General features: G+C 37.4%; 21 protein-coding genes. 17 read left to right on the plus strand and 4 right to left on the minus strand.

The features are described 5' to 3' along the window. Positions 1 to 145: 145 nt before the first annotated feature. Complete coding sequence (gene ezrA / locus FI644_RS15405) at positions 146 to 1,834, plus strand: septation ring formation regulator EzrA (protein WP_053477317.1); 1,689 nt, start codon at positions 146 to 148, stop codon at positions 1,832 to 1,834. A gap of 103 nt (positions 1,835 to 1,937) precedes the next feature. Here the strand turns inward: ezrA and brnQ (FI644_RS15410) are convergent, their stop codons facing one another. Next, complete coding sequence (gene brnQ, locus FI644_RS15410; RefSeq protein WP_172797665.1) at positions 1,938 to 3,278, minus strand: branched-chain amino acid transport system II carrier protein; 1,341 nt, start codon at positions 3,276 to 3,278, stop codon at positions 1,938 to 1,940. A gap of 310 nt (positions 3,279 to 3,588) precedes the next feature. Continuing rightward, positions 3,589 to 4,926, minus strand: a complete 1,338-nt coding sequence (brnQ, locus tag FI644_RS15415) for a branched-chain amino acid transport system II carrier protein (RefSeq protein WP_053477315.1) — start codon at positions 4,924 to 4,926, stop codon at positions 3,589 to 3,591. A gap of 357 nt (positions 4,927 to 5,283) precedes the next feature. Here brnQ (FI644_RS15415) and FI644_RS15420 point away from each other — a divergent pair, with 357 nt between their 5' ends. From FI644_RS15420 to FI644_RS15450, 7 genes are all read left to right on the plus strand, one after another. After that, a complete protein-coding gene (locus FI644_RS15420; protein ID WP_056686005.1) occupies positions 5,284 to 6,426 on the plus strand; it encodes a cysteine desulfurase family protein in 1,143 nt (380 codons plus the stop codon). Between the two features lies 1 nt (position 6,427). Continuing rightward, the gene (gene thiI / locus FI644_RS15425; RefSeq protein ID WP_053477313.1) at positions 6,428 to 7,633 is read left to right on the plus strand and encodes a tRNA uracil 4-sulfurtransferase ThiI; all 1,206 of its coding nucleotides are present in this window, start codon (positions 6,428 to 6,430) and stop codon (positions 7,631 to 7,633) included. A gap of 110 nt (positions 7,634 to 7,743) precedes the next feature. Beyond that, a complete protein-coding gene (locus FI644_RS15430) occupies positions 7,744 to 7,950 on the plus strand; it encodes an alpha/beta-type small acid-soluble spore protein (protein WP_053477312.1) in 207 nt (68 codons plus the stop codon). A gap of 170 nt (positions 7,951 to 8,120) precedes the next feature. Then, a complete protein-coding gene (gene mbcS / locus FI644_RS15435; protein ID WP_053477311.1) occupies positions 8,121 to 9,707 on the plus strand; it encodes an acyl-CoA synthetase MbcS in 1,587 nt (528 codons plus the stop codon). A gap of 79 nt (positions 9,708 to 9,786) precedes the next feature. After that, complete coding sequence (locus FI644_RS15440; RefSeq protein WP_053477310.1) at positions 9,787 to 11,412, plus strand: amidohydrolase; 1,626 nt, start codon at positions 9,787 to 9,789, stop codon at positions 11,410 to 11,412. Positions 11,413 to 11,503: 91 nt separating this feature from the next. After that, positions 11,504 to 12,436, plus strand: a complete 933-nt coding sequence (gene rarD, locus FI644_RS15445) for an EamA family transporter RarD (RefSeq protein WP_053477309.1) — start codon at positions 11,504 to 11,506, stop codon at positions 12,434 to 12,436. A gap of 48 nt (positions 12,437 to 12,484) precedes the next feature. Continuing rightward, a complete protein-coding gene (locus FI644_RS15450) occupies positions 12,485 to 14,098 on the plus strand; it encodes a M20/M25/M40 family metallo-hydrolase (protein ID WP_053477308.1) in 1,614 nt (537 codons plus the stop codon). Positions 14,099 to 14,317: 219 nt separating this feature from the next. Here FI644_RS15450 and FI644_RS15455 read toward each other — a convergent pair whose 3' ends face one another. Then, a complete protein-coding gene (locus tag FI644_RS15455) occupies positions 14,318 to 15,118 on the minus strand; it encodes an NAD kinase (RefSeq protein ID WP_053477307.1) in 801 nt (266 codons plus the stop codon). A gap of 155 nt (positions 15,119 to 15,273) precedes the next feature. Between FI644_RS15455 and sppA the strand changes: the two genes are divergently transcribed. The 9 genes from sppA (at position 15,274) to FI644_RS15500 (ending at position 23,059) form a co-directional block, all read left to right on the plus strand. After that, positions 15,274 to 16,284, plus strand: coding sequence for a signal peptide peptidase SppA (gene sppA / locus FI644_RS15460; RefSeq protein ID WP_053477306.1), 1,011 nt, complete (start codon positions 15,274 to 15,276; stop codon positions 16,282 to 16,284). A gap of 11 nt (positions 16,285 to 16,295) precedes the next feature. Next, positions 16,296 to 16,865 carry an RDD family protein gene (locus FI644_RS15465; RefSeq protein ID WP_053477305.1) on the plus strand — a complete coding sequence of 190 codons (570 nt, stop codon included), beginning with the start codon at positions 16,296 to 16,298 and terminating at the stop codon, positions 16,863 to 16,865. 75 nt (positions 16,866 to 16,940) lie between these two features. Further along, entirely contained in the window at positions 16,941 to 17,636 is a 696-nt protein-coding gene (locus FI644_RS15470) for a DUF2953 domain-containing protein (protein ID WP_056686003.1), read from the plus strand. A gap of 17 nt (positions 17,637 to 17,653) precedes the next feature. Then, positions 17,654 to 18,133, plus strand: a complete 480-nt coding sequence (gene ytfJ, locus FI644_RS15475) for a GerW family sporulation protein (protein WP_142108596.1) — start codon at positions 17,654 to 17,656, stop codon at positions 18,131 to 18,133. A gap of 131 nt (positions 18,134 to 18,264) precedes the next feature. Then, complete coding sequence (gene tpx / locus FI644_RS15480) at positions 18,265 to 18,765, plus strand: thiol peroxidase (protein ID WP_053477302.1); 501 nt, start codon at positions 18,265 to 18,267, stop codon at positions 18,763 to 18,765. 106 nt (positions 18,766 to 18,871) lie between these two features. Next, entirely contained in the window at positions 18,872 to 19,858 is a 987-nt protein-coding gene (locus tag FI644_RS15485) for a class I SAM-dependent methyltransferase (protein WP_053477301.1), read from the plus strand. A gap of 407 nt (positions 19,859 to 20,265) precedes the next feature. Next, entirely contained in the window at positions 20,266 to 21,453 is a 1,188-nt protein-coding gene (locus tag FI644_RS15490) for an acetate kinase (RefSeq protein ID WP_056687270.1), read from the plus strand. A gap of 254 nt (positions 21,454 to 21,707) precedes the next feature. Continuing rightward, on the plus strand, positions 21,708 to 22,550 hold the full coding sequence (locus FI644_RS15495) for an EcsC family protein (protein WP_056687267.1): 843 nt from the start codon (positions 21,708 to 21,710) through the stop codon (positions 22,548 to 22,550). After that, a complete protein-coding gene (locus FI644_RS15500; protein ID WP_053477300.1) occupies positions 22,547 to 23,059 on the plus strand; it encodes a MogA/MoaB family molybdenum cofactor biosynthesis protein in 513 nt (170 codons plus the stop codon). The genes FI644_RS15495 and FI644_RS15500 overlap by 4 nt, the downstream gene beginning before the upstream one ends. A 129-nt stretch (positions 23,060 to 23,188) precedes the next feature. Here the strand turns inward: FI644_RS15500 and FI644_RS15505 are convergent, their stop codons facing one another. After that, the gene (locus FI644_RS15505; protein ID WP_056687266.1) at positions 23,189 to 23,503 is read right to left on the minus strand and encodes a hypothetical protein; all 315 of its coding nucleotides are present in this window, start codon (positions 23,501 to 23,503) and stop codon (positions 23,189 to 23,191) included. Positions 23,504 to 23,626 lie beyond the last annotated feature (123 nt).

The following is a 23,626-nucleotide window of genomic DNA, read 5'->3' on the forward strand; positions in this document are numbered from 1 at the left end:
CACAATAATTTAGATAAAAAAATGAAATAAATAGTCAAAAAATGTCGTTTACATGGTATCATAAAAACATTGAACTGAACATGATAATAAATATTTACATAGATCATCATATATTGGCTCGGAACAGAACAGGGGGCTTTAAAAAGTGGAATGGATTATTGGCGTTATCGTCATTCTTATCGGCTTATTTTTAACAGGATTTATATTAAAGAAAAAATACTTTAAAGAAATTGATCGGCTTGAAGCATGGAAGATGGATATTGTGAATCGCCCTGTTCTCGAAGAAATGTCAAAGGTAAAGCAATTGAATATGACAGGCCAAACAGAGGAGTTATTTGAGCGCTGGCGAACAGAATGGGATGATATTGTTACAGCACAATTGCCAAATGTTGAAGAGTATTTATTTGATGCCGAGGAATTTATCGATAAATATCGTTTTAATAAAGCAAAGCAAGTACAGGGAGAAATTGATAAGTACTTAACAGAAATTGAAGAGAACATAAAGAAATTATTAAATGAACTAAATGATCTCGTAGGCAGTGAGGAGAAAAACAGAACGGAAATTGAAGAACTAAAAGACATCTACCGTGAGAATAAAAAAACACTGCTTGCCCACCGTCATACATATGGAAAAGCAGCAGATATACTTGAAAAGCAATTAGATGAGTCATTTGCGAAGTTTCAAGATTTTAATGAGAAAACAGAGAGCGGAAACTATTTAGAAGCAAGAGAGATTGTTTTAACCATACAGGCAGAATTAGATCATGTGAAAGAGAAAATGGAAGTCATCCCGAGTTTTATGGTTGAATGCTTCTCGAAAATTCCTGCACAACTAAAAGAATTAAAAGATGGGTATAAAGATATGCTAGAGCAAGGATTTATTCTTGATCATATTCAGTTAGAGAAAGAAACAGAGAGGTTAGAAGAATCCATCAAGGGCTATGCGATATTGATTGAACAGACAGAAATTACGGATGTTCAAAAAGGAATCAGTGACGTGAAAGATAGTATTGATTTATTATACGATCTTCTTGAAGAGGAAGTACATTCAAGGCATTTTATTGACAAACAAGATGAAGTAACTAGAAATATGCTGTTTACAAACAGGGAAATTAATAAACAATTGAAGAATGAGCTTGAAATCGTTCGTCAAAGCTATCATGTATCAGATAAGGATATAGAAGTTCAGACACAGCTCGAAAAAAGATTAACACAGCTTGTTAAAAGGTTCGAAGTGCTTGAACATAAAATTGTCAGTCAAACGACTGCACACTCTATCCTAAAAGCAGAACTTGACGAAATTAGAAGTCAGCTTGAAGAAGTGGAGGATGAACATGCTTCATTTGCTGAAAAGCTGCAGATGCTCAGAAAAGATGAAATGAGTGCCCGAGAAAAGGTAAAGGAACTCAGAAAGAAAATGGCTGAAACGGTTAGACGTGTTTCAAAAAGCAATGTCCCAGGCTTGCCGCAGGATTATAAATATTTAATGCAGGACGCAAAAGAAAGTATTGAAAATGTAATCGCCAAGCTCGAGGAGCAGCCGCTAAATATTCAAACAATCCAGCAGTATTTAGAAGTAGCTGTGTTAACAGTAGAAAAAGTAGTTAACACAACAGATGAAATGATTGAAACGATCGTTCTTGTGGAAAAGGTCATTCAATATGGGAATAGATATCGAAGCAGATACCCGTCTGTTGAAAAAGGATTACTTGAAGCGGAAAGCTTATTTAGAGGATATGATTACAGAACAGCATTGGAGCAAGCGGCAACTACTATAGAAGAAATTGATCCAGGTGCAATAAAAAGAATAGAAGAATTAACAAGTGAACAGTAAGCAAAGAGTCCGCCAATTTAGTTTAGGCGGACTCTTTTTTGTATATTTTACTCTATTTAAAAAAGGAATTGGCCAAAACCAATTCTTTTCATTTCATTTTCACTTAGTTACTTGTTGGAACAGTTTTCTTTGATTCTCCAGCTGCAAGAGCGATACAATAGCCGACGATTGCACCAACGATTGCTGGAACTAACCAGCCGATGCCTTGGCTAAAGAATGGAAGGACACTTAGTACATCTGTAGCAGCAGAGATATTCAATCCAGCAGCATTTAAACCATCTACAAGACCTACTAGACCTGTTGGAATTAATGCACAAATATAAACTAATGAGTAGCCATTAAATAAATTATGGACAAATGACAGTAAGATTAGAACGATAGCTAAAGGATAGATAAACACTAATACTGGTACAGAGAAACTGATTAGCTGTGTTAATCCTACATTCGCAATAACTGCACTAAATAGGGAGAAAACAAGAACGAACGTTTTATAAGAAATCTTAGGCATTAGCTTATTAAAATATTGTGCACATGATGAAATTAAACCGATCGCAGTTGTTAAACAAGCAAATAGAATAGCTAAACCAAGCACAACAGCTCCAAATGATCCGAACAAGTGGTTAGCTGCAGCTGAAAGAAGTGATCCTCCATTTTCATGGATACCAATAGCATCAGGGCTTGTAGAACCGATATAAGCTAAAGATAAATAAACAAGTCCAAGACCTACTACTGCAATTAATGCAGCTTTTATACAAAGTTTTGATATTGATTTTTTGCTTGTTACGCCTAATCCTTTAATTGAAGCAATAACCATTCCGCCGAATACAAGAGAAGCGATGGCATCCATTGTTAAATACCCTTCAATAAACCCCTTGAAAAATGGACCTTCCGCATAAGGACCAACTGGTGCTTTCGGTTCTCCCAGTGGCGTAATAAAGCTTTTTATAACGAATAAAGCAAGAACTGTTAATAATGCGGGTGTCAATAGCTTACCAATTGTATCAACAAGTTTTGTAGGATTCATAGACAGCCAAGCACAGATAGCAAAATATATAACAGAAAATATTAAAAGTCCTAATCCGTTTGGTGTTGATCCTTCAGATAAAAATGGCAATACACCGATTTCAAAAGCAACTGTTCCAGTACGCGGGATAGCGAAAAGCGGTCCGATTACTAGAAATAAAACAACTGTAAATATAACAGCGTAAACAGGGTGAACTCTATTTGCTAATGTTTCTAAATCACCAACCTTGGCAATTGCGATTACTCCCAGCAATGGCAAGCCAACACCAGTGATTAAGAATCCAAAGATGGCAGTCCAGACACTCGTTCCGGCATCCTGTCCCAGAAATGGAGGGAAAATCATATTCCCGGCACCGAAAAACATTGCGAATAACATAAGTCCAATTGCTAAAATTTGTTTTCCTGATAAATTTGTATTCATTATTATTCCTCCTGCTGCATTTACAAAATTTTATGAAAATTTAGATTGAAATAATGAAAGAATTATTCTTAATTATATTAAGGAAATAATTCGCTAAATAAATTTACATCCATTCTTTTTTCCTCCAAGTAAATAATGACAAAATTTTGTGACAATTTATTTTAAAAAATTATTTAAGAATACTAAAATTATTATGATTATATATTAAGGTGAAGATTCTGTAAATTGTAATTATAAAAAAAATAACTTCCTTTTTTTTGAAACAGGAGCAATTTTATGAATTGCCCCTGTAATTTTGTGAGTGATTAAATCAGTTAGATTGTACTGTCTTTTTTGATTCACCAGTAGCTAATGCGATAACATAGCCAACTAAAGCTCCAGCAATAGCCGGTACAATCCAGCCGATTCCTTGATCAAATAGCGGAAGGAAGCTTAGTGCATCTGTTAGAGCAGTAACATTTAATCCTGCAGTTTTTAAACCGTCAATAAGGCTAATAATGCCGGTTGGAATTAAAGCAACAATATAAACTAATGAAGAACCTTTAAAGAAATTATGGAAAAATGATAAAACGATTAATACTATCGCTAATGGATAAATAATAACCAATACTGGAACAGAAAAAGCAATAAGCTGTGTTAAGCCGATATTAGCAATAATCATACTAAAGATTGAGAAAATTAAAACGATGGTTTTATAAGAAAATCGCGGCATAAGCTTATTAAAATAAGTTGCACAAGCTGAAACGAGACCGATTGACGTTGTTAAACAAGCAAATACAATAGCTAGTGCAAGAATAATGGAACCGAATGATCCGAATAAATGGTCAGCCGCTTTTGAAAGCAGTGCTCCGCCATTTTCTTGAATTCCTATAGCATCTGGTGCAGTTGAACCAATATAAGCTAGTGATATATAAACAAGAGCAAGGCCAGCTGCGGCAATTAAACCAGCTTGAACACAAATCTTTGTAATTGACTTCTTATTTGAAACCCCTAATCCCTGAATAGAACTAATTACAATAATACCGAAAACTAGTGCAGCAATCGTATCCATCGTTAAATAGCCTTCAACAAATCCTTTAAAGAAAGGACCATCAACATAAGGACCTGTTGGAGCTTGTGGATCACCTAGTGGTGTAATAAGTGCCTTAATAACAATTACTGCTAAAATAATTAATAGCGCTGGTGTTAATATTTTTCCAATCGTATCTACTAATTTTGTTGGATTCATTGCAAGCCATGCTGTGATGGCAAAGAAGACAACAGAAAATATCGCGAGCGGCAATGGACTATTGACAGCGTTTTCAGATAAAAACGGAATTACTCCAATTTCATATGAAACGGTTCCGGTACGTGGAATAGCAAACAGCGGTCCAATAACTAAATACATGACAACTGTAAAGATCACTCCATATACTGGATGAACGCGGCTTGCCATTGTTTGTACATCACCAACTCTTGCAATCGCGATGATGGCCAAAAGCGGCAGCCCAACACCAGTGATTAAAAATCCAATAATTGCAGTCCACACATGTGTACCTGCATCTTGTCCTAGAAATGGAGGGAAAATCATGTTTCCTGCTCCGAAAAATAGTGCAAATAACATGAGCCCAACGGCCATGATTTGCTTTGCTGATAAATTTGTATTCATACTTCATCCCCCTGAATCAGTACCCTAAATATTTTGAACATTTTACATAGTAACATAGTTGTTAAAAAAATTGTCGAATATTATAAAAGTCTTAATTTTAAATATATTGAGATAATAATATCTAGGCAATTTTCCTTGCTTATTCTAGTATAATTATTCCCGAATATAAAGAGTTTTATTGAATTTTTATTTGATGTGATTTTCCTAATAAATGATGCGCATGAATAAAATTAAATAATAAAAATAACATTTCTCAATTCAATTATCTAGTATTTGTGGAATTTACTTATTTAACTACTGCAACATTTATGGTATGATTTAAAGTTGGCAATACGTTTTGTATGGAAGGAGAAGACAATGATCTACTTGGATAATAGTGCAACAACCAAACCATATCGAGAAGTATTGGAGTCATTTAACAAAGTATCCACAGAATATTTTGGTAATCCCTCCTCCTTACATGGTCTTGGAGGGGATGCAGAAAAGCTCCTTTCGCAGGCAAGAGAACAAATCGCTAAGCTTTTAAAGGCGCAAGCAAAAGAAATCCTCTTCACTTCTGGGGGAACTGAGAGTAACAATATTGCTATTAAAGGTACAGCCCTCATGTATAGAGGGAGGGGCCGTCATATAATAACGACAGAAATCGAACATCCTTCAGTGAAAGAATCAATGGAACAGCTAAAAGCACTTGGATTTCGAATTACTTATATTCCAGTAGACAGCAATGGGACAGTAAGTGTAACTGATATTGAAAAGGCTATTTCACAAGAAACCATTTTAGTATCTGTTATGCATGTGAATAATGAAACAGGGTCTATCCAGCCAATCAAAGAGATTGGTCAGCTAATCAAGCAGTATTCAAAAATCATTTTTCATGTGGATTATGTTCAAGGAATTGGAAAAGTGCCTCTTCAATTCCATGATTGCCAAATCGATTTATGTACGTTTTCCGGCCATAAATTTCATGGATTAAAGGGGACTGGTGCACTTTTTGTTCGTCAAGGAGTAAAGATTTCTCCATTATTTTCTGGCGGAGGACAAGAGTGGCAGCAAAGAAGCGGGACCGAAAATGTCGCCGGGATCGTTGCAATGGCAAAAGCGTTAAGATTAACATTGCTAAATCAGGAAAACAGTGTAGCTGAGATGAAGAAAATAAGGGATTTTATTCGGTTAGAATTGGAAAAAATAGATGGGATAAAGATTCATACGCCAGTTCTCCATTGTGCACCACATATCATAAATTTCTCTATTCATGGCTTTAAAGCGGAAGTGTTCGTTCATGCACTTGAGGAAAAGGGAATTTATGTCTCAACGACGAGTGCATGCTCTTCTAAGATAAAAAAGGCAAGCAGTACACTTCTTGCAATGGGAGTTCCAGAAGAGGAAGCGCTTAGCTCCATTCGGGTGAGTCTATCCTATGAGAATACAATGGAAGAAGCAATCCAGTTTATTGAAACGGTAAATGAAGCTATAAATAGGCTAAGAAAGGTTATGAATTAATATGAATTATGATCGCATTCTTATTCGTTATGGAGAACTATCGACAAAAGGAAAAAATCGAAAAGTATTTATCCATAAATTAAAACGGAATATTAAACGAGTTTTACGAAACTTTGAAAAGATTAACATTGAAGCGGACAGAGAGCGAATGTTTATTCTTTTAAATGGAGAAAACGGCCTTGAAATTATTGAGCTGCTGAAGAATGTCTTTGGTATTCAGTCCTTTAGTCCAGCAATAAAAACGGATAAAGAGCTTGAAAATATGAAAAATGCTGCTCTTGATTTGTTTAAAAAGATCCATCAGGCTGGAGAAACATTCAAAATTACGACAAAAAGATCAGATAAAACCTATTATTTAGATACGAATGAAATCAATCAAATATTTGGTGCTCATTTGTTGAAAAATATCCCTGAACTAAAGGTAGATGTGAAAAAGCCAGATATCAATCTTCAAATTGAAATTAGAGAAAAAGCTGTTTACTTTTCATGTGAAAATATTCCTGGGGCTGGCGGTCTTCCAGTAGGCTCAAGCGGTAAAGGGATGCTTATGTTATCAGGTGGGATTGATAGTCCAGTTGCAGGATTTTTATCAATGAAAAGAGGGGTTGAGATTGAAGCTGTCCATTTCTATAGCCCGCCTTTTACAAGTGAACGCTCCAAACAGAAAGTGATCGACTTAACAGAAAAACTGGCAAATATAAGTGGTGCAGTTAAACTTCATATTGTTCCTTTTACTGAAATTCAACAGCTTATCGCGAAGCAGGTCCCTGAGAATTACTCGATGACGACGACAAGACGGTTAATGCTCCGTATTACAGATGAGATTAGAAGAAAAAATGATGGATTGGCAATTATTACTGGTGAAAGTCTAGGACAAGTTGCCAGCCAAACACTTGAAAGTATGTATGCAATTAATGATGTCACAAATACGCCTATTTTAAGACCGTTAATTACAATGGATAAATCTGAAATCATTGATATTTCAAGAGCCATTGATACATTTGAGATTTCTAATCGGCCTTATGAGGATTGCTGTACGGTATTTGTTCCAGCATCACCAAAAACAAAACCAAAAAAAGAAAAGGTTCAATACTTTGAAAGTTATATTGAGTTCGAACCGCTCATTAGCAAAGCAGTTGAAAATACAGAAACAATAGCAATTGCTCCAAAAGCAGCTGAGCAAGACGGGTTTGGAGATTTATTTTAATAAAGTTTCCGCTGGCTCGCTCTGGTTTTCCAAGCATTAATTACCAGTAAATATTTGAATATGGCCATGTGATTTTACACATTCTATACTCACAAGGAGGTGAACATCACATGGCAAACAACAACAGCAACTCAAATCAACTTTTAGTTCCTGGGGTACAACAAGCTCTAGACCAAATGAAATACGAAATTGCTTCTGAGTTCGGCGTGAACTTAGGTGCAGATACTACTTCTCGTGCTAACGGTTCAGTTGGTGGAGAAATTACGAAGCGTTTAGTTCAAACTGCTCAACAACAAATGGCTGGTTTTGGACGATAATTTAAAAAATAAATAATATGGCTACAAGGAGCAGGATTCACTTCCTGCTCCTTATTTGTATTATGCGAAAATATATAATTTAAAATTTTTGGATAATTTAGTATAATAATTTTTAATGATAACCATCTTTGTATAGACATTCGTTCGACTTACTTTTAGGGGGAGATATGATGAAACGAGAAGATCTATTGGCACCGGAAAAGTATAATCTAGTTGCTGAAATGGAGCGGTTTGCAGAAGATACTAGCAGGTTGGCAATCAGATGGGAAGATGAACAGGGTGAGAAAAAAGAAGTTACATATAGTGATTTATTAAAAAATGCAAATAAAATTAGCAATGTTTTTGCGAAATATGGTTTAGAAAAAGGGGATGTCGTTCTTGTTATCGTTCCGCGATTAATTGAAGCTTATCAGGCATATATTGCTGCTCTTAAGGCAGGATTAGTTGTTATTCCAAGCTCAGAAATGCTCCGCTCAAAAGATCTTCAGTATCGAATTACACATGGAGATGTAAAGGGGATTGTCAGTTATTATCCTTATGTAAACCAATTTTCACAAATAGAAGAGGCTGAATCTTTGCCGAAATTCGTTATCGGCGGCCAATCAGAGAATTGGATCGATTTAAATAGTGAGATGGATCATGCGTCTAATGAATTTTCAATTGCAGATACGAACCAAGAGGACATGGCGTTTCTTTCTTATACGTCAGGTACAACAGGAAACCCAAAAGGAGTCGTGCATACTCATGGTTGGGCTTTTGCACATCTTCGTACAGCCGCGCCAAACTGGTTATGTATTGAAGAGGGTGATACCGTTTGGGCAACGGCAGGGCCAGGATGGCAAAAGTGGATATGGAGTCCATTCCTATCTGTTCTTGGTTCGGGAGCAACTGGATTCGTGTATAATGGCAAATTCGAGCCGGAAAAATATTTACAGCTTTTAGGAGATTACAATGTAAATGTTCTATGCTGTACACCGACAGAGTACCGCATAATGGCTAAAGCGGACAATCTCCATGAATACAATCTTCCTAATCTTCGCAGTGCTGTATCAGCGGGTGAACCGTTGAATCGTGAGGTTATCGATATTTTTAAGAAAAACTTTAATGTAGATGTTCGCGATGGCTATGGACAAACGGAAAATACTTTGCTTGTTGGTGTGACAAAAGGAATGGCACTGAAGTCTGGTTCAATGGGGAAACCAACCCCTGGTAATCGTGTGGAAATTATTAACGAAGATGGAAAACCGTGTAGCGTTAATGTTGTAGGTGATATCGCTGTACATATCGAAACACCAGCTTTATTTAAAAACTACTACAAAGATCCGGAAAGAACGGCGATGCAATTCCGTGGGGATTATTATGTAACAGGAGACAAAGCGAAAATGGATGAGGAGGGCTACTTCTGGTTTGAAGGGAGGGGTGATGATATTATCATCAGTTCAGGCTATACGATTGGCCCGTTTGAAGTGGAAGATGCCCTTGTTAAGCATCCTTCAGTTAAGGAATGTGCAGTTGTTGCAAGTCCAGACGAAGTGCGCGGCTACATTGTTAAAGCTTTTGTAGTATTGCGTGAAGGCGTGGATGAAAAGGATCCTGATTTGATAAAGAATCTTCAGGATCATGTCAAGGAGCTTACTGCCCCATATAAATATCCACGCAAAATTGAATTTTTAGCTGAGCTGCCAAAGACTACTTCAGGGAAAATTCGTCGGGTAGAGCTTAGGAAAAAGGAAATGGAAACAGCTGCGCAAAAATAAAAGAGGCATATGGATGCAGGCGTGTAATCGCCTGCATTTTTGATATGATAAAAATGAAGAATTGAGGGAGGAATTTTCTTTGGGAACTTTATGGTATGGGGGAAATATTTATACACTGCAAGAAGCAAATCATCAAGTAGAAGCCGTCTTTACGTGTGCAGACAAAATTGTAGAGATTGGATCGATTCAATCCCTTGAGGAAAAGTATGGAAATGAAATTGTGAGCAGGATGGATTTACAAGGGCGAACAATGCTTCCGGGATTTACTGATAGTCATATGCATTTAATTGGGCATGGAGAAAGGTTAATTCGCTTGGATTTGTCTAACTGTCTTTCGAAGGAATCGGTTTTTCAAGCAGTGCAGCAATATGCAGAATCTCTTGAAGAGGGTGAATGGCTAATAGGCGAAGGCTGGAATGAAAACTTATGGAAGAAATCCGATCCTATTGTTGCAGCGGAGTTAGATGGCCTGGTGCCTGATCATCCTGTTATATTAAAACGGGTTTGCCGCCATGCTCTTGTTGTTAATTCACTTGCTTTAAAGGCTGCTTCCATTAACGAAAATACAGAAAATCCTCCTGGTGGTGTCATTGAAAAGGATGAGTTAGGCAAGCCAAATGGATTGTTAAAGGATCAGGCGCAGGAATTGGTATTTGATGTACTTCCTGAGGTATCTGAAGCCTATTTAAAAAAAGCTCTTCGTGCAGCAATAAAAGATGCCTATAAACTTGGATTCATAGGTGCACATACGGAAGACTTAAATTACTATGGAGGCTATGAAAAGACTTTCCGTGCTTTCAAGCAAGTGATTGAGGAAGAGGGCAAGCTATTCCGTGCACATCTTCTTGTCCATCATGAGGTTGTTGATGAAATGAAAAATGCGGGGCAGCACTTTTTAAGCGGCGATGACTGGATTGAATTCGGAGCAATGAAAATTTTTGCTGATGGAGCATTAGGTGGTAGAACGGCATTGCTAAGTCACCCCTATGCAGATGATCCGTCTACATCAGGAATAGCCATTTTATCACAGCAGCAATTGGATGACCTTATAAAAAAGGCAAGGGAATTCAAGCTGCCAGTTGCCATCCATGCCATTGGAGACTTGGCGTTCGAAATGGCACTGAACGCAATCGAAAAGTATCCTATAACCGGGGAAGGAAGAGACCGGCTCATCCATGCTCAGATTCTGAGGAAAGAACTAATTGACCGATCGAAGAACTTACCCCTTATTCTTGACATTCAGCCAAGATTTCTTGCTTCAGATTTTCCATGGGTTATCGATCGTATTGGAGAGGAGCATATGAATTATTGTTATGCTTGGAAAACATTGCTTAATGAAGGGCCACCTTGTGCGGGAGGATCAGATGCCCCGATCGAACCATTAAACCCGTTCTTAGGCATTCATGCTGCAGTAACAAGGACGAATATCAATGATCCTGAGAAAAAAGTTTATTATCAAAGTGAAGCTTTAACAATTTATGAAGCAGTTTGCTTATTTACAAAAGGCAGTGCTTACGCTGCCAGTCATGAAAATGATCGAGGTGTAATAAAGGAAGGCTTTTTAGCCGATTTCACTATTTTAGAAGAAGATATCTTTAAAGTGACTCCAGATGAAATTGCTGACATAGCGGTTGCTCAAACGGTAATCGGCGGACAGATTGTTTTCGATTCAAAAACGAATACGAGCGAATCTCCTATTCAGTAATTTTATTAGAAAAAATAAACATTGTCAGCATCTTACAATTCAGCCTATAATATAAATATTTCGATAATAGAAAGAATTGAGGCTAGTGAAGATGAAAAACAATGAAGGACAAATGGGGATTATTTATGCAGGCTTTTCGTACTTTTTATGGGGATTATTGCCGATTTATTGGAAGCTTGTACAACATGTGAGTGCAGATGAAATTTTGGCTAATCGAATTTTTTGGTCCTTTTTCTTTATGGTAGCGGTCCTGCTCTTTACTAAGAAATGGGGGGCGTTTACCCAAACGCTTATTCATTTTCGCTCCAATAAAAAACAATTAGCAGCGCTTGTTATTGCCTCACTTTTTGTTAGCTGCAATTGGTTTATCTACATATGGGCGGTTAACTCTGGTCATTTAATTGAAGCAAGTCTCGGTTATTATATTAACCCGTTAGTCAGTGTGATCCTTGGGATGATTGTTTTTAGAGAAAAGCTGTCATTGGCACAGTATACATCATTTGGTATGGCTTTAGTCGGTGTGCTAATATTAACAATTTCGTATGGACAGTTCCCTTGGATATCCCTTTTTCTTGCATTAACATTTGGATTATACGGTTTAGTGAAAAAAATGGTAACAGTAGATTCTGCAATTGGTTTAACATTAGAAACACTTGTTGTTGCACCATTTGCGTTTATTTACATGATTATTCTATTTGTGAATGGTTCCCATTCATTTTTAGCTGTATCAACTGGTACTGATTTATTATTGATAGGTGCTGGGGCAGCAACAGCAGTACCCCTTCTTTATTTTGCAAAAGGAGCACAGAAGATTCCTATGTCAACGCTTGGATTTTTACAATTTATTGCGCCAACCTTGACATTAATTCTAGGGGTCTTTATTTATCATGAACATTTCTCTAACATTCACTTAATCTCGTTTTTATTTATCTGGACAGCTATTTCGATCTATTCTCTTACAAAAACAAAGTTATTTACCCAGCTTGAAGCAAAGTGGAGGAAAGGGAAAAGTGTTGGAATATAAACAGTAAATTCTCTTAACGAAAGCGAACAAGAAGGAGTCATTAAAGTGATGGAAAAAATGAAGATGCAGTCAGCTGAGCAATTACTCAATTTATTAAATGATCTCGTTTCGATTGGCAGTATTTCTTTATCAGAGGCAGAAATACAATTCCCATTAAGAGTCGAGCATCATTTAAAGCAAGTCCCTTATTTCTCGACTCATCCTTCCTATATCAAGAACCATTTAATGATGGATGGGAGATCCTTTTTAACTGCATTATATAAACATGAAGAAGCAGTTAAAACAGTTGTTATGATAAGCCATTTTGATGTTGTCAATGTTGAAGATTATGGGGATTTGAACCATCTTGCTTTTCAGCCTGTTGAGCTGACGGAGGCACTTTTTAATCGGGCAGATGAACTGCCAGAGGACGCGAGAGAAGATTTGGAAAGTAGGGAGTGGCTTTTTGGACGAGGAACAATGGATATGAAATGTGGACTTGTTCAGCATATTTCCTTGCTGGAAAGAGCTTCAATGGAGCAATGGAAGCTTAATTTATTATTACTAACGGTTCCTGATGAAGAGGTCAATTCTGTTGGGATGAGGGAAGCCGTTCCGAAACTGTTGGAGCTTGCAGAGGAGCATAAGCTAAACTACTCGCTCTTTTTAAACTCTGAGCCAATGTTTGCGTTAGAACCGAACGATAAAAATCATTATTTTTACACCGGAACTATTGGGAAAATCATGCCTGCGGCGCTATGCTTTGGAAAGGAGACCCATGTAGGGGAACCTCTTTCAGGTTTGAATGCTGCTTGGATGACATCCGTGCTCACACAAGAGATTGAATGGAATGAAAGACTATGTGAAACTGTAAATGGTCAAATGAGCCCTCCGCCGACATTGTTATGGCAGCGGGATTTAAAAAAGGACTATACAACGCAAATCCCTCATCGGTCTGTTAGTCTTTATAATCTTTTATTAATGAAAAGAAATGCTGCAGATGTCATGGAAGAGATGAAAGACATTGCTGAAGCAGCAGCAAATAAGATGGAACATTTTATGAAGGAAAAATATCGCACCTTTCAGGTTGATTTAAGTCAGCCTCCAAGTATTCGTGTATTATTATTTGAAGAATTAAAAGAATATGCTTGTAAGAAATTAGGGAATGAGTTTATTTCAGTTCTAGAGCAGTCCATAGTCACACAAACAATAGGCGATAGCAGGGAACAATCCATTCAAGTTGTTGATCAATTAGCGATGCTTTGCCAAGAGCTTGGCCCAATGATTATTTTGTTCTATGCCCCTCCCTACTATCCAGCCATTAATACTGCTGATCATCCGATCATACAAGAGCTTTCTGACTCGATCGTTCATTATTCAACTGAGAAGCTTGGGTTTGAATTAATGCCGGTTGATTATTTCAATGGAATATGTGATTTGAGCTATGCTGGCCTTCAAGGAGAACTTGCGGATATGCACCGGTTTGATACGAATTTGCCTGGAGGCCGGGTGCTATACTCTATTCCGTTTCAGGACATGTCAAAGTTAACTGCCCCTGTCATTAACGTTGGTCCTATAGGCAGAGATGCCCATAAAAAAACAGAGCGGCTCCATATGCCATTTGCATTCGAACAGCTACCGAAACTATTAACTCATCTTTTGTTAACACATATAGAACAGTAAGAAGGTAACAATGTAAATACTTAGAGTTTAGCATGAATATAGAAGTGTAAAGAGCAGAAAAATTCAAACGGATTCTTCTGCTCTTTCGTATTATGAAGGACAAAGAGTGACTAGTTAACGAGAGGAAAGTCGTTCATCAAAGGTATGAAGGCCCTAACTCAATTAGAAAACAGGAGTACGGCCCTTCATTAGGGGGATTTCAAGATGCTTGTGCTTTTCTTATAAAAACGTCCTCTTCACTTTCTCCCAGAATGAGTTATCCTTCAGCTTTACAGTTTTAATTTTCTTGTCACTAAGTTTTATATCTATTTTCTTCACATGTTGAATGCTTAATGCCTCATTATCCATCCCCATGGATGGATGGTCATTTCCGTCCTGTACAACTTCCAATGTAAGCTTTCGCTCCCCGCTTAGAATAAAGGAGGATCCAAGTGTTCGATAGCGGTTATTATTTAACGAAGCCATTTCACTTACTTGCAGACAAGGAAGCAGCGGATCAACCACAGATCCCCTTAATGATTTATTGTATGCAGTGCTTCCTGTTGGAGTAGCTACAACCATGCCGTCTCCTCGGAATGTTTCGAAATGAAGGTCGTCAATATACACATCTAATAAAAAGGTTTTAATAATCGCAGATCGGATGCTAAATTCATTTAAGCAATGAAAGGATGTTTGATCGTCTACAGTGATTTCGATGGTCGGGTAGCGGCGAACTTCAATTTGCTCCTTTGTCATTGCTTCGATCATTTTTGGCTGGTCATCTAAATGGAAGTCACAGTATAGACTAAGGCTTCCAGTTGTAGAAATTCCTGCATATAAACAATCATCCCGAAACCCCGTTTTCCTTACTGCCTGCAAAAATGCACCATCCCCGCCAATACTGACAATAATGTTAGCCTTTTTAAAATCAGAAATAATATTGAAATCATATCTAGTAGCAAGCTCATAAAGGGGTTTCACCTTTTCCAGCATCTCCGCATCCTTCTTATGATAAAAAAATAAATTTCGACGAACGGACATAGCGATTCCTCCAGACGATGGGTATTGCACGTAAGTTTTACCCATATTATTAATTTTTTGGTATGATAATGGTTGTCGAAATCAGTTTACACGTTTTTGAAACATTTTAAAAGTGAATCACGTAAAGACTATTGGACAATAAGGAGGATGATTAGATGAATGGAAAACGATGGGCTGCATTAGCCATCGCAGCAGCAATATTTGTATTCTCAGTAATTACAAATATTGCAACAGGAATTATGTATAGTGATGTAGAAGGTTCTATAACTGAATTATTTGCTGGCAGTGATGCCGCATTTATGGAAGAAGTAGTGGAAGAGGGCAGTGAATTGAAAAAGATTGCTGTGCTCGACGTGAATGGAACGATCCAGGACACAGGTGAAGCGACATCTCTTTTTGCATCTGGCGGCTATAACCATAAAGGATTTATGGACAGGCTAGAGCAAGTAAAAGAAGATGACACAGTAAAGGCTGTCATTATTCAAGTGAACACTCCAGGAGGCGGAGTTGTTGAAAGCGCACAAATTCATGACAAAATAAAAGAAATTCAAGCAGAAACAAAAAAGCCAATTTATATTTCAATGGGCTCTATGGCTGCATCTGGCGGCTATTATATTTCTGCGCCAGCAGATAAAATCTTTGCAAGCCCGGAAACGTTAACCGGATCCCTCGGTGTCATTATGCAAGGAGTCAATTATGCTGGTCTTGCTGAAAAATATGGGGTTGATTTCGTTACAATCAAAAGCGGTCCTTACAAAGACATTATGAGTCCATCAAGAGAAATGACAGAGGAGGAGAAACAAATTCTTCAATCGATGATTAATAATTCCTATGAAGGATTTGTGAAGGTCATTTCTGAAGGCCGTAATATTCCAGCAGCAAAAGTGAAAGAAATTGCTGATGGAAGAATATATGATGGCCGACAAGCACTAGAACTAAATTTAATTGACGGGTTTGGATATGTAGAAGATGTGATTGATGTCTTAAAGAAAGATCATAAATTAAAAGGAGCAAAGGTAGTTAAATATACGGACAACCTTGGCTTCGGCTCTTTATTTAGTATGGGAGCGCAAAAAATAATGGGGCAAGATATCGAAATGGCAGGCTTGATGAAGATGCTATCACAGCCTAATTCTCCAAGACTGATGTATCTATATGCGGAATAGGAGGTGTAAAGATGACTTCAAATGAAACGAATGAAAAGGATCTAAGAAATAGTGAGATGATAATCAATGATCAAACTATTGAAATGGAAGATCCGGTTTTGATTAAAGACACCTCTTCTAAACCACAGCTTTCTAGAGAAAATGGCCATTTAATCGGCAATCATATTCCTGTTAGATTTGCTGGATTCTGGATGCGCTTTTGGGCGTATTTACTTGATTTAATTGTCATCGGCAGTATTGAGCGATTGATTGTCAATCCAGTATTCAGACTGCTTGATATTTCATTAAATGAGTTTAGCATCTTTGCACCAATCTCGATTGTGACAGCCATTATCTTCTATGCGTATTTTGTGTTAATGACACGATTCTTTAATCAAACATTAGGGAAGATGGTATTTGGTATTAAGGTTGTTGATTTGGAGGGGAATCACTTGTCATGGCGCACCATTCTATTTAGAGAATGGATTGGACGATTTATATCCGCCACGCTTGTTGTTGGTTATATAATCGTTGCATTTTTGCCAAAAAAGCAAGGATTACATGATTTGTTTTCAGATACAACGGTTGTTCATGAAAAATAGCAATAAACCTGCCGGCAGGCAGGTTTATTTTTTGTGTAATCGGAAATACTATTAGGCTGAAAGGTTGTGAAGTAATTGAAATGGCTGCTCATCACCTTAAGCGTTCTTATTCTATTAATTATTAGTGTCATTCTAACGAAAGTAAAAATTCTCCTTTATTATTATCACAACAATGATAATGACCATTTAAAAATTGAGTTTAAAGCATGGTTTGGATTAATCAAGTATAAAAAGGAAATTCCCCTTATTAAAATTGATGATAATTCCCCAACCATTGTGACAAAGGAAAAGAAAACTGCTGGACCTTTAGGGAGTACGGAGAAGAAAGATACGAAACAATATTCAGCCGCAGACCTATTGAATAGTATTCAAGATGCTAAAGAGCTTCTAACACATGTTGTTTCACTCCATCGGATTGTTAAAAGTTTCTTAAAGAAAATTTCTATTAAGGAATTCTCGTGGCATACGATGGTCGGGATTGGAGATGCAGCTTATACAGGTATGCTTACAGGTGCTTTTTGGGCGTTAAAAGGGAGTGTAATTGGGCTTATTAGTCACTATATGAAATTAAAGGCTGCTCCTACTATAACAATCACTCCGCAATTTCAATTTGCCGTATCACAAACGATAATTACATGTATTTTTCAATTTCGAATCGGACATGCTATGGTAGCAGGTATCAAATTAATTAAATATTGGAAAGGCGGAAGGGCTGCTTTTAAAACAAAGCCTTTATCTGCCTTATCCAATGATAAAACTAAAACAGTATAGAAGGGGAGGCTTTCGTTATGTCTGACCATCCAATTCAAGGGCTAATGACGACTGCTATGGAAAATCTGAAGGAAATGATCGATGTTAACACGATCATTGGTGATCCTGTTGAAACACCTGATGGCAGCGTGATACTAACTGTTTCAAAAGTAGGTTTTGGGTTTGCTGCTGGAGGAAGCGAATTTAAACTTGATAGTCAATCAAGCAGCGGCGGGCAAGGGCAATCAGGCGGACATCCATTTGGCGGAGGGAGCGGAGGCGGTGTTTCCATCACTCCAATTGCATTCCTCATTGTTAATTCGAAAGAAGTAAAAATGGTGCATTTGGATGAAAGTACGCATTTATATGAGAAAATTCTTGATCTAGCTCCTCAGGCGGTAGATAAAATTCAGCAGATGTTTAATAGTAAAAATAGCAATAACAATAATCAAGGCAGTAATCAGTCTGCGAGCAATAAACAAGGTTATGATGGGGCGAAGCATGAGTTAGATATTTAATGCAAAGGGTTAACTTTCCGAGGATGGAAAGTTAACTTTTTTCATGCTTTTCTAAACTTAACCTTTGCAAAAAGGATGCTGAAAAGATATATTTACAATGTACATATATGAGTTTAAGGAGGATGAGTGTAGTGGCATCAATTACATTTAAAGGAAACCCAGTTACGTTATTAGGTAATGAAGTAAAGGTTGGGAAGAAAGCTCCTGATTTTAAAGTTCTTGCAAATGATTTAACCGAAGTAACTTTAGCAGATTCAAAAGGGCAAGTACGATTAATTAGTGTTGTTCCTTCCATTGATACAGGCGTTTGCGATGCGCAGACTCGTCGATTCAATGAAGAAGCTTCTAAATTAGGAAATGTTAAAATCCTTACTGTAAGTGTGGATTTACCATTTGCGCAGAAACGCTGGTGTGCTGCAGCTGGAATTGAAAATGTTCAAACGGTTTCAGATCATCGCGATTTATCTTTTGGTGAAGCATATGGAGTTGCTATTCAAGAGCTTCGTCTTTTAGCACGTGCAGTTTTTGTTGTTGATTCAAACGATACAGTAACATATGCAGAATATGTGAGCGAAGCAACAGATCATCCAAACTATGAAGCAGCAATCGAAGCAGCAAAACAAGCGAAGTAATAAAGTAAGCCCCGGGTCAATATCCGGGGCGTTTTTTCTTAAACTTGAGATATCAATCAATCCACTTTAAAATAGGACAATAGAATACGAACGGGAGGATTTTGGAATGAGCGTAGTACCGGTAGAAGAATTATTTACCGTTTTTAATGAAACAGCGATGATTATTCAAGAAGAGTTAGCATGTACATATTTAGAGGCATTAGCTGAAACAGGAGAGAATATTTTCCAGGGGAGTATTCTGCAAAGAGATGAATTGAGTGAATTGACGATTAAAAGATTAACAAAAAGTTATGACTCGATCCATTTAAATCGCTTCTCTAATGAAGAAATTCGAAAATCATTCCAGCTAGCTATCCTTAAGGGCATGAAAGAGATTGTCCAGCATAATCATCAAATGACTCCTGATGCCGTCGGGATGCTGGTTGGTTATTTAGTTGATAAATTTGTACACGATCAGTCTTTTCGACTTCTCGATCCGGCAGTTGGAACGGGTAACTTATTAACGACTGTTATTAATCAGCAGCAATCGAAGGCAGTAGAGGCGATTGGACTTGATATTGATGATATCCTAATTAAGTTAAGCTATGTAAATGCGAATTTACAGCAGCACCCAATCCAATTTTTTAATCAGGATAGTCTGGAACCTTTATTTATAGAAGAAGCAGATGTAGTTGTCAGCGATTTGCCTGTTGGTTATTACCCTAATGATCTAAGGGCAGCTGATTATGAAATGAAAGCAGAAAAAGGGCATACATATGCACATCATCTGTTCATTGAGCAGAGCATGAGACATGTGAAAGCAGGCGGCTACCTATTTTTTATTGTACCGAATGGGATTTTTGAGAGTGAGCAAGCTCCAATGCTTCATGAATACATAAAGAAGTATGGAATTATTCAAGGCCTATTGCAGCTTCCCCTTAGTTTATTCAAAAATAAAAACGCTGCGAAAAGCATCTTTATTCTCCAAAAAAAGGGAGAGGGAGTAAAGCCGCCAAAGCAGGTACTTCTCGTCAATCTGCCTAGCTTATCGAAAACAGCCGAAGTAGAAAAAATCCTAAGTAAAATTGATGGATGGTATAAAGAAAATAAATAAATACTCGAGAAGCCGATTTGGATTTCGGCTTCTTTTTATATAGGAGAAGGAAATATAACTTTTAGTAGAGTTGTCTAGCGCAAGCGACCTATCCCCTATCAAAATTCAGGTCTCCTCCCTACGATAAGTCAACACCGGTTCGCTCACTCTCACCGTGTTTCCTTTATCTCAGTCATTAGCTGGATTGGAAGCCCTTCCAGTTTGTACGTTGATGACCATGGCGCTTCCGCATTTCTTAATTCTGAAATATTTTATTTTAATGTGAAAATGAAAACATTTGCAGATCAATCTTGAAAAGTTCGGCTGACAATGTTTAAATGAGGAATTGAGAGATATTAATGATGTCCGTTGTACAAAATAAGATTGTACTGTTAGTGATGTTGTTAAGTAAAAGGAGCGGTAGAATGATGGCAAAGATTATTGCAATTAACGCCGGCAGTTCCTCATTAAAGTTTCAATTATTTGAAATGCCAAGTGAGGAAGTGATTACAAAAGGTTTAATTGAACGGATAGGCTTAAACGATTCAATCTTTAATATAGTAGCAAATGGGGAAAAAATAAAAGAGACATTAGATATTCCTAATCATGAAGTAGCAGTTAAGCTTTTACTAGAAAAATTAACAGGTTTAGGAATTATTCAATCACTTAATGAAATTGAAGGAATCGGTCATCGTGTTGTACATGGCGGGGAAGAGTTTACAGATTCTGTTCTTATTACTGATGATGTTTTAGCAAAAATTGAAGCATTATCTGAGCTAGCCCCACTACATAATCCAGCGAATATTACGGGGATTAAAGCATTTCAGCAAGTGCTGCCTAATGTACCGGCAGTAGCTGTATTTGATACAGCATTTCATCAAACGATGCCTGCAAGCTCATTTCTTTATAGTTTGCCATATGAATATTATAAGAAATATGGGATTCGTAAATATGGCTTCCACGGTACCTCCCATAAATATGTGTCACAGCGTGCAGCAGAAATGCTCGGACGTCCATTGGATCAATTGCGCTTAATTTCCTGCCATTTGGGTAACGGAGCAAGTATTGCAGCGATTGAAGGCGGAAAATCAATTGATACATCCATGGGATTTACCCCGCTTGCGGGTGTGACAATGGGAACCCGTTCAGGGAATATTGACCCTGCATTAATTCCTTTTATCATGGAAAAAACGAATCAAACAGCGGATGAAGTATTGGATGTTTTGAATAAAAAGAGCGGAATGCTTGCAGTATCTGGATTCTCAAGTGATTTGCGCGATATTGAGGTCCAAGCATCTGAAGGAAATGAACGCGCAAAATTAGCACTCGAAGTGTTCGCGGGAAGAATTCATAAATATATCGGCTCTTATGCAGCTAAAATGTACGGTGTAGACGCCATTATCTTCACAGCAGGAATTGGAGAAAATAGCGATGTTATTCGTGCACGAGTCCTTCAAGGTCTTGAGTTCATGGGCGTATATTTTGACCCTTCACTTAACAAAGTGCGTGGGGAAGAAGCATTTGTTAACTATCCGCATTCACCAGTTAAAGTCATGATCATCCCTACGGATGAAGAAGTCATGATTGCTAGAGATGTTGTGAGATTGTCGAAATAATTTGTTGCCACAGCTTTTATGAGCTGTGGTATTTTTGTAGTTGGATTAGGGGGTTGTCCAATATATTAGCTCCTTTGGCGAATAAAAAAGAATTTTGTCCAATATAGTTATTTTTTGTCTAATAAATCGTCTGTTTTGTCCAATAAATTTATGAGATAGAAAATACCATCCCATTAGACATTTCTTCGTAAAGAATTCACCATTTCAACTGTGCTATAATTTAGCAAAAGAGGTAGGAGATGGAGGAATTCATTATGGCATTGTCTGAGCGGGATAAACGGGTTTTAACTGAAATTCAAGAATGGGAAATGAAATTATATAGCTATGAGCCCAATGATTTTGAATTGACGTATGAAAAATACTTGGAAAAATCGTTTTCATTGCTGCCAAAACACATTCAGGACCAGTTCTTTTCAACTCTTGATAACTGGCTATTCCACCTACATGCACTTATTCAAGGATCAAATATGCAATTAGACGCAAAAGAACGGATATTAACAGCCGGTCGTGTGTTTAATCCGGAGTTAGTATCAATTGAAGATTTGAGTCATTTACGAATGGATCAGCTTCAATACATCGCTGATCAGCAAATAGCCCGGCATCGGCTTTATTCCTTTGCCCAGGGAGGAATGGCGGGAACGGGCAGTTCACTTATGCTTGGTGCAGATATTCCAGCAATTGCCGTAATTAATTTAAGAGTAGTTCAGCTAATTGCAATGACCTATGGAATAGAAGTGAATACGCCTTATGAAATGATGACTTCCCTAAAGGTTTTCCATGCTTCTACCCTACCAGCGCGCATGCAAAGCGGGGCATGGGATGAACTAATGAGTGAACTTCAAAGCCAAGAGGAATATTATTTTTATGAAGGCAAGGAAGAACTGGCTGATGTGACCTGGATTGAGCAGCCTGCCAAACAATTATTAAAAGGATTAGCTATTTTTATTTTTCGCAAAAAAACAATTCAAGGCATTCCATTCATCAGTATGGCTATTGGCGCCAGTGCAAATTACCAGCTGACAAGAAAAGTAACAGAATTCGCCCACAAATATTACCAGTATAGATACTTACATATGAAAGAAGGGAAAAATGAATGAGTACACATGAGCATAAAATGGAGGCGCCAAAACAGGTTGCCTGTAAGGTGATTACTGTAAGTGATACAAGAGATAAGGTTACAGACAAAAGCGGGAAGCTAATGATCGATTTATTAGAAGGAGCAGGACATCATGTACGAAGCTATTGCATTGTTAAGGATGAAGCGGATGAGCTCCGTACAGAGGTACTTAAAGGGTGTAGTGATCCGGAAATAGATGTCGTACTTACAAATGGCGGAACGGGCATTGCCCTAAGAGATATCACGATTGAAACAGTAAAGGCATTATTTGATAAGGAAATTAGCGGGTTTGGTGAGCTTTTCCGCATGCTCAGCTATCAAGAAGATATTGGTTCTGCAGCGATTTTATCGCGTGCCGTAGCAGGGACCATTAAAGACAAAGCAGTCTTCTCAACACCAGGCTCATCAGGTGCAGTGAAGTTAGCGATGAACAAGCTGATTTTGCCAGAGCTTGGACATGTGGTAAGAGAGTTGAAAAAAGATTTATAAGGTTCTCTATCATTTTGAAGGGAAGCAGGGGAATGAACCGCTATAAATAAATATGAGCCTAAATCATACGATTTTATAAAAAAATGGTCTAAAAAATCCTTTCTTCATTATAGAAAGGATTTTTATTTTCTACATATGAATCTTTTCTGAAATATCCTGATGAGTACGGTACCATAGCCATAGATCATTAATAATGGATGCAAGTTCCGCAATTTCGCTGTTTAACTCGCAAGATTTATTAAAGTTTTCTTCATTTGAAAGCAGAGCTTGTTTCGAATTGATATGGTCTTCTAATTCTGCAATTCTGTCTGGAATTCTGCCTCTGATTTTCTCCCAGTGAAATAAAACGGCTTGCTGTATCTCTTTTGAATAATCATCCCAATCCTGATGAAAATAAGGGATAGGAATACCTAGTCGTTCATTATATAAAAAATAATCCACGATTAACATCCTCCAGCAATAGGTTGCTTATATTCTACTATACTATGAACATTCCTTCCACGTATTGCTAGCCTGAATAAAACAGAATAAATAAATTATTATACATTTTGATGAATAACTATTGAT

Source organism: Cytobacillus solani, assembly GCF_006704205.1.
In the GTDB taxonomy this organism is placed as follows: domain Bacteria; phylum Bacillota; class Bacilli; order Bacillales; family Cytobacillaceae; genus Cytobacillus; species Cytobacillus solani.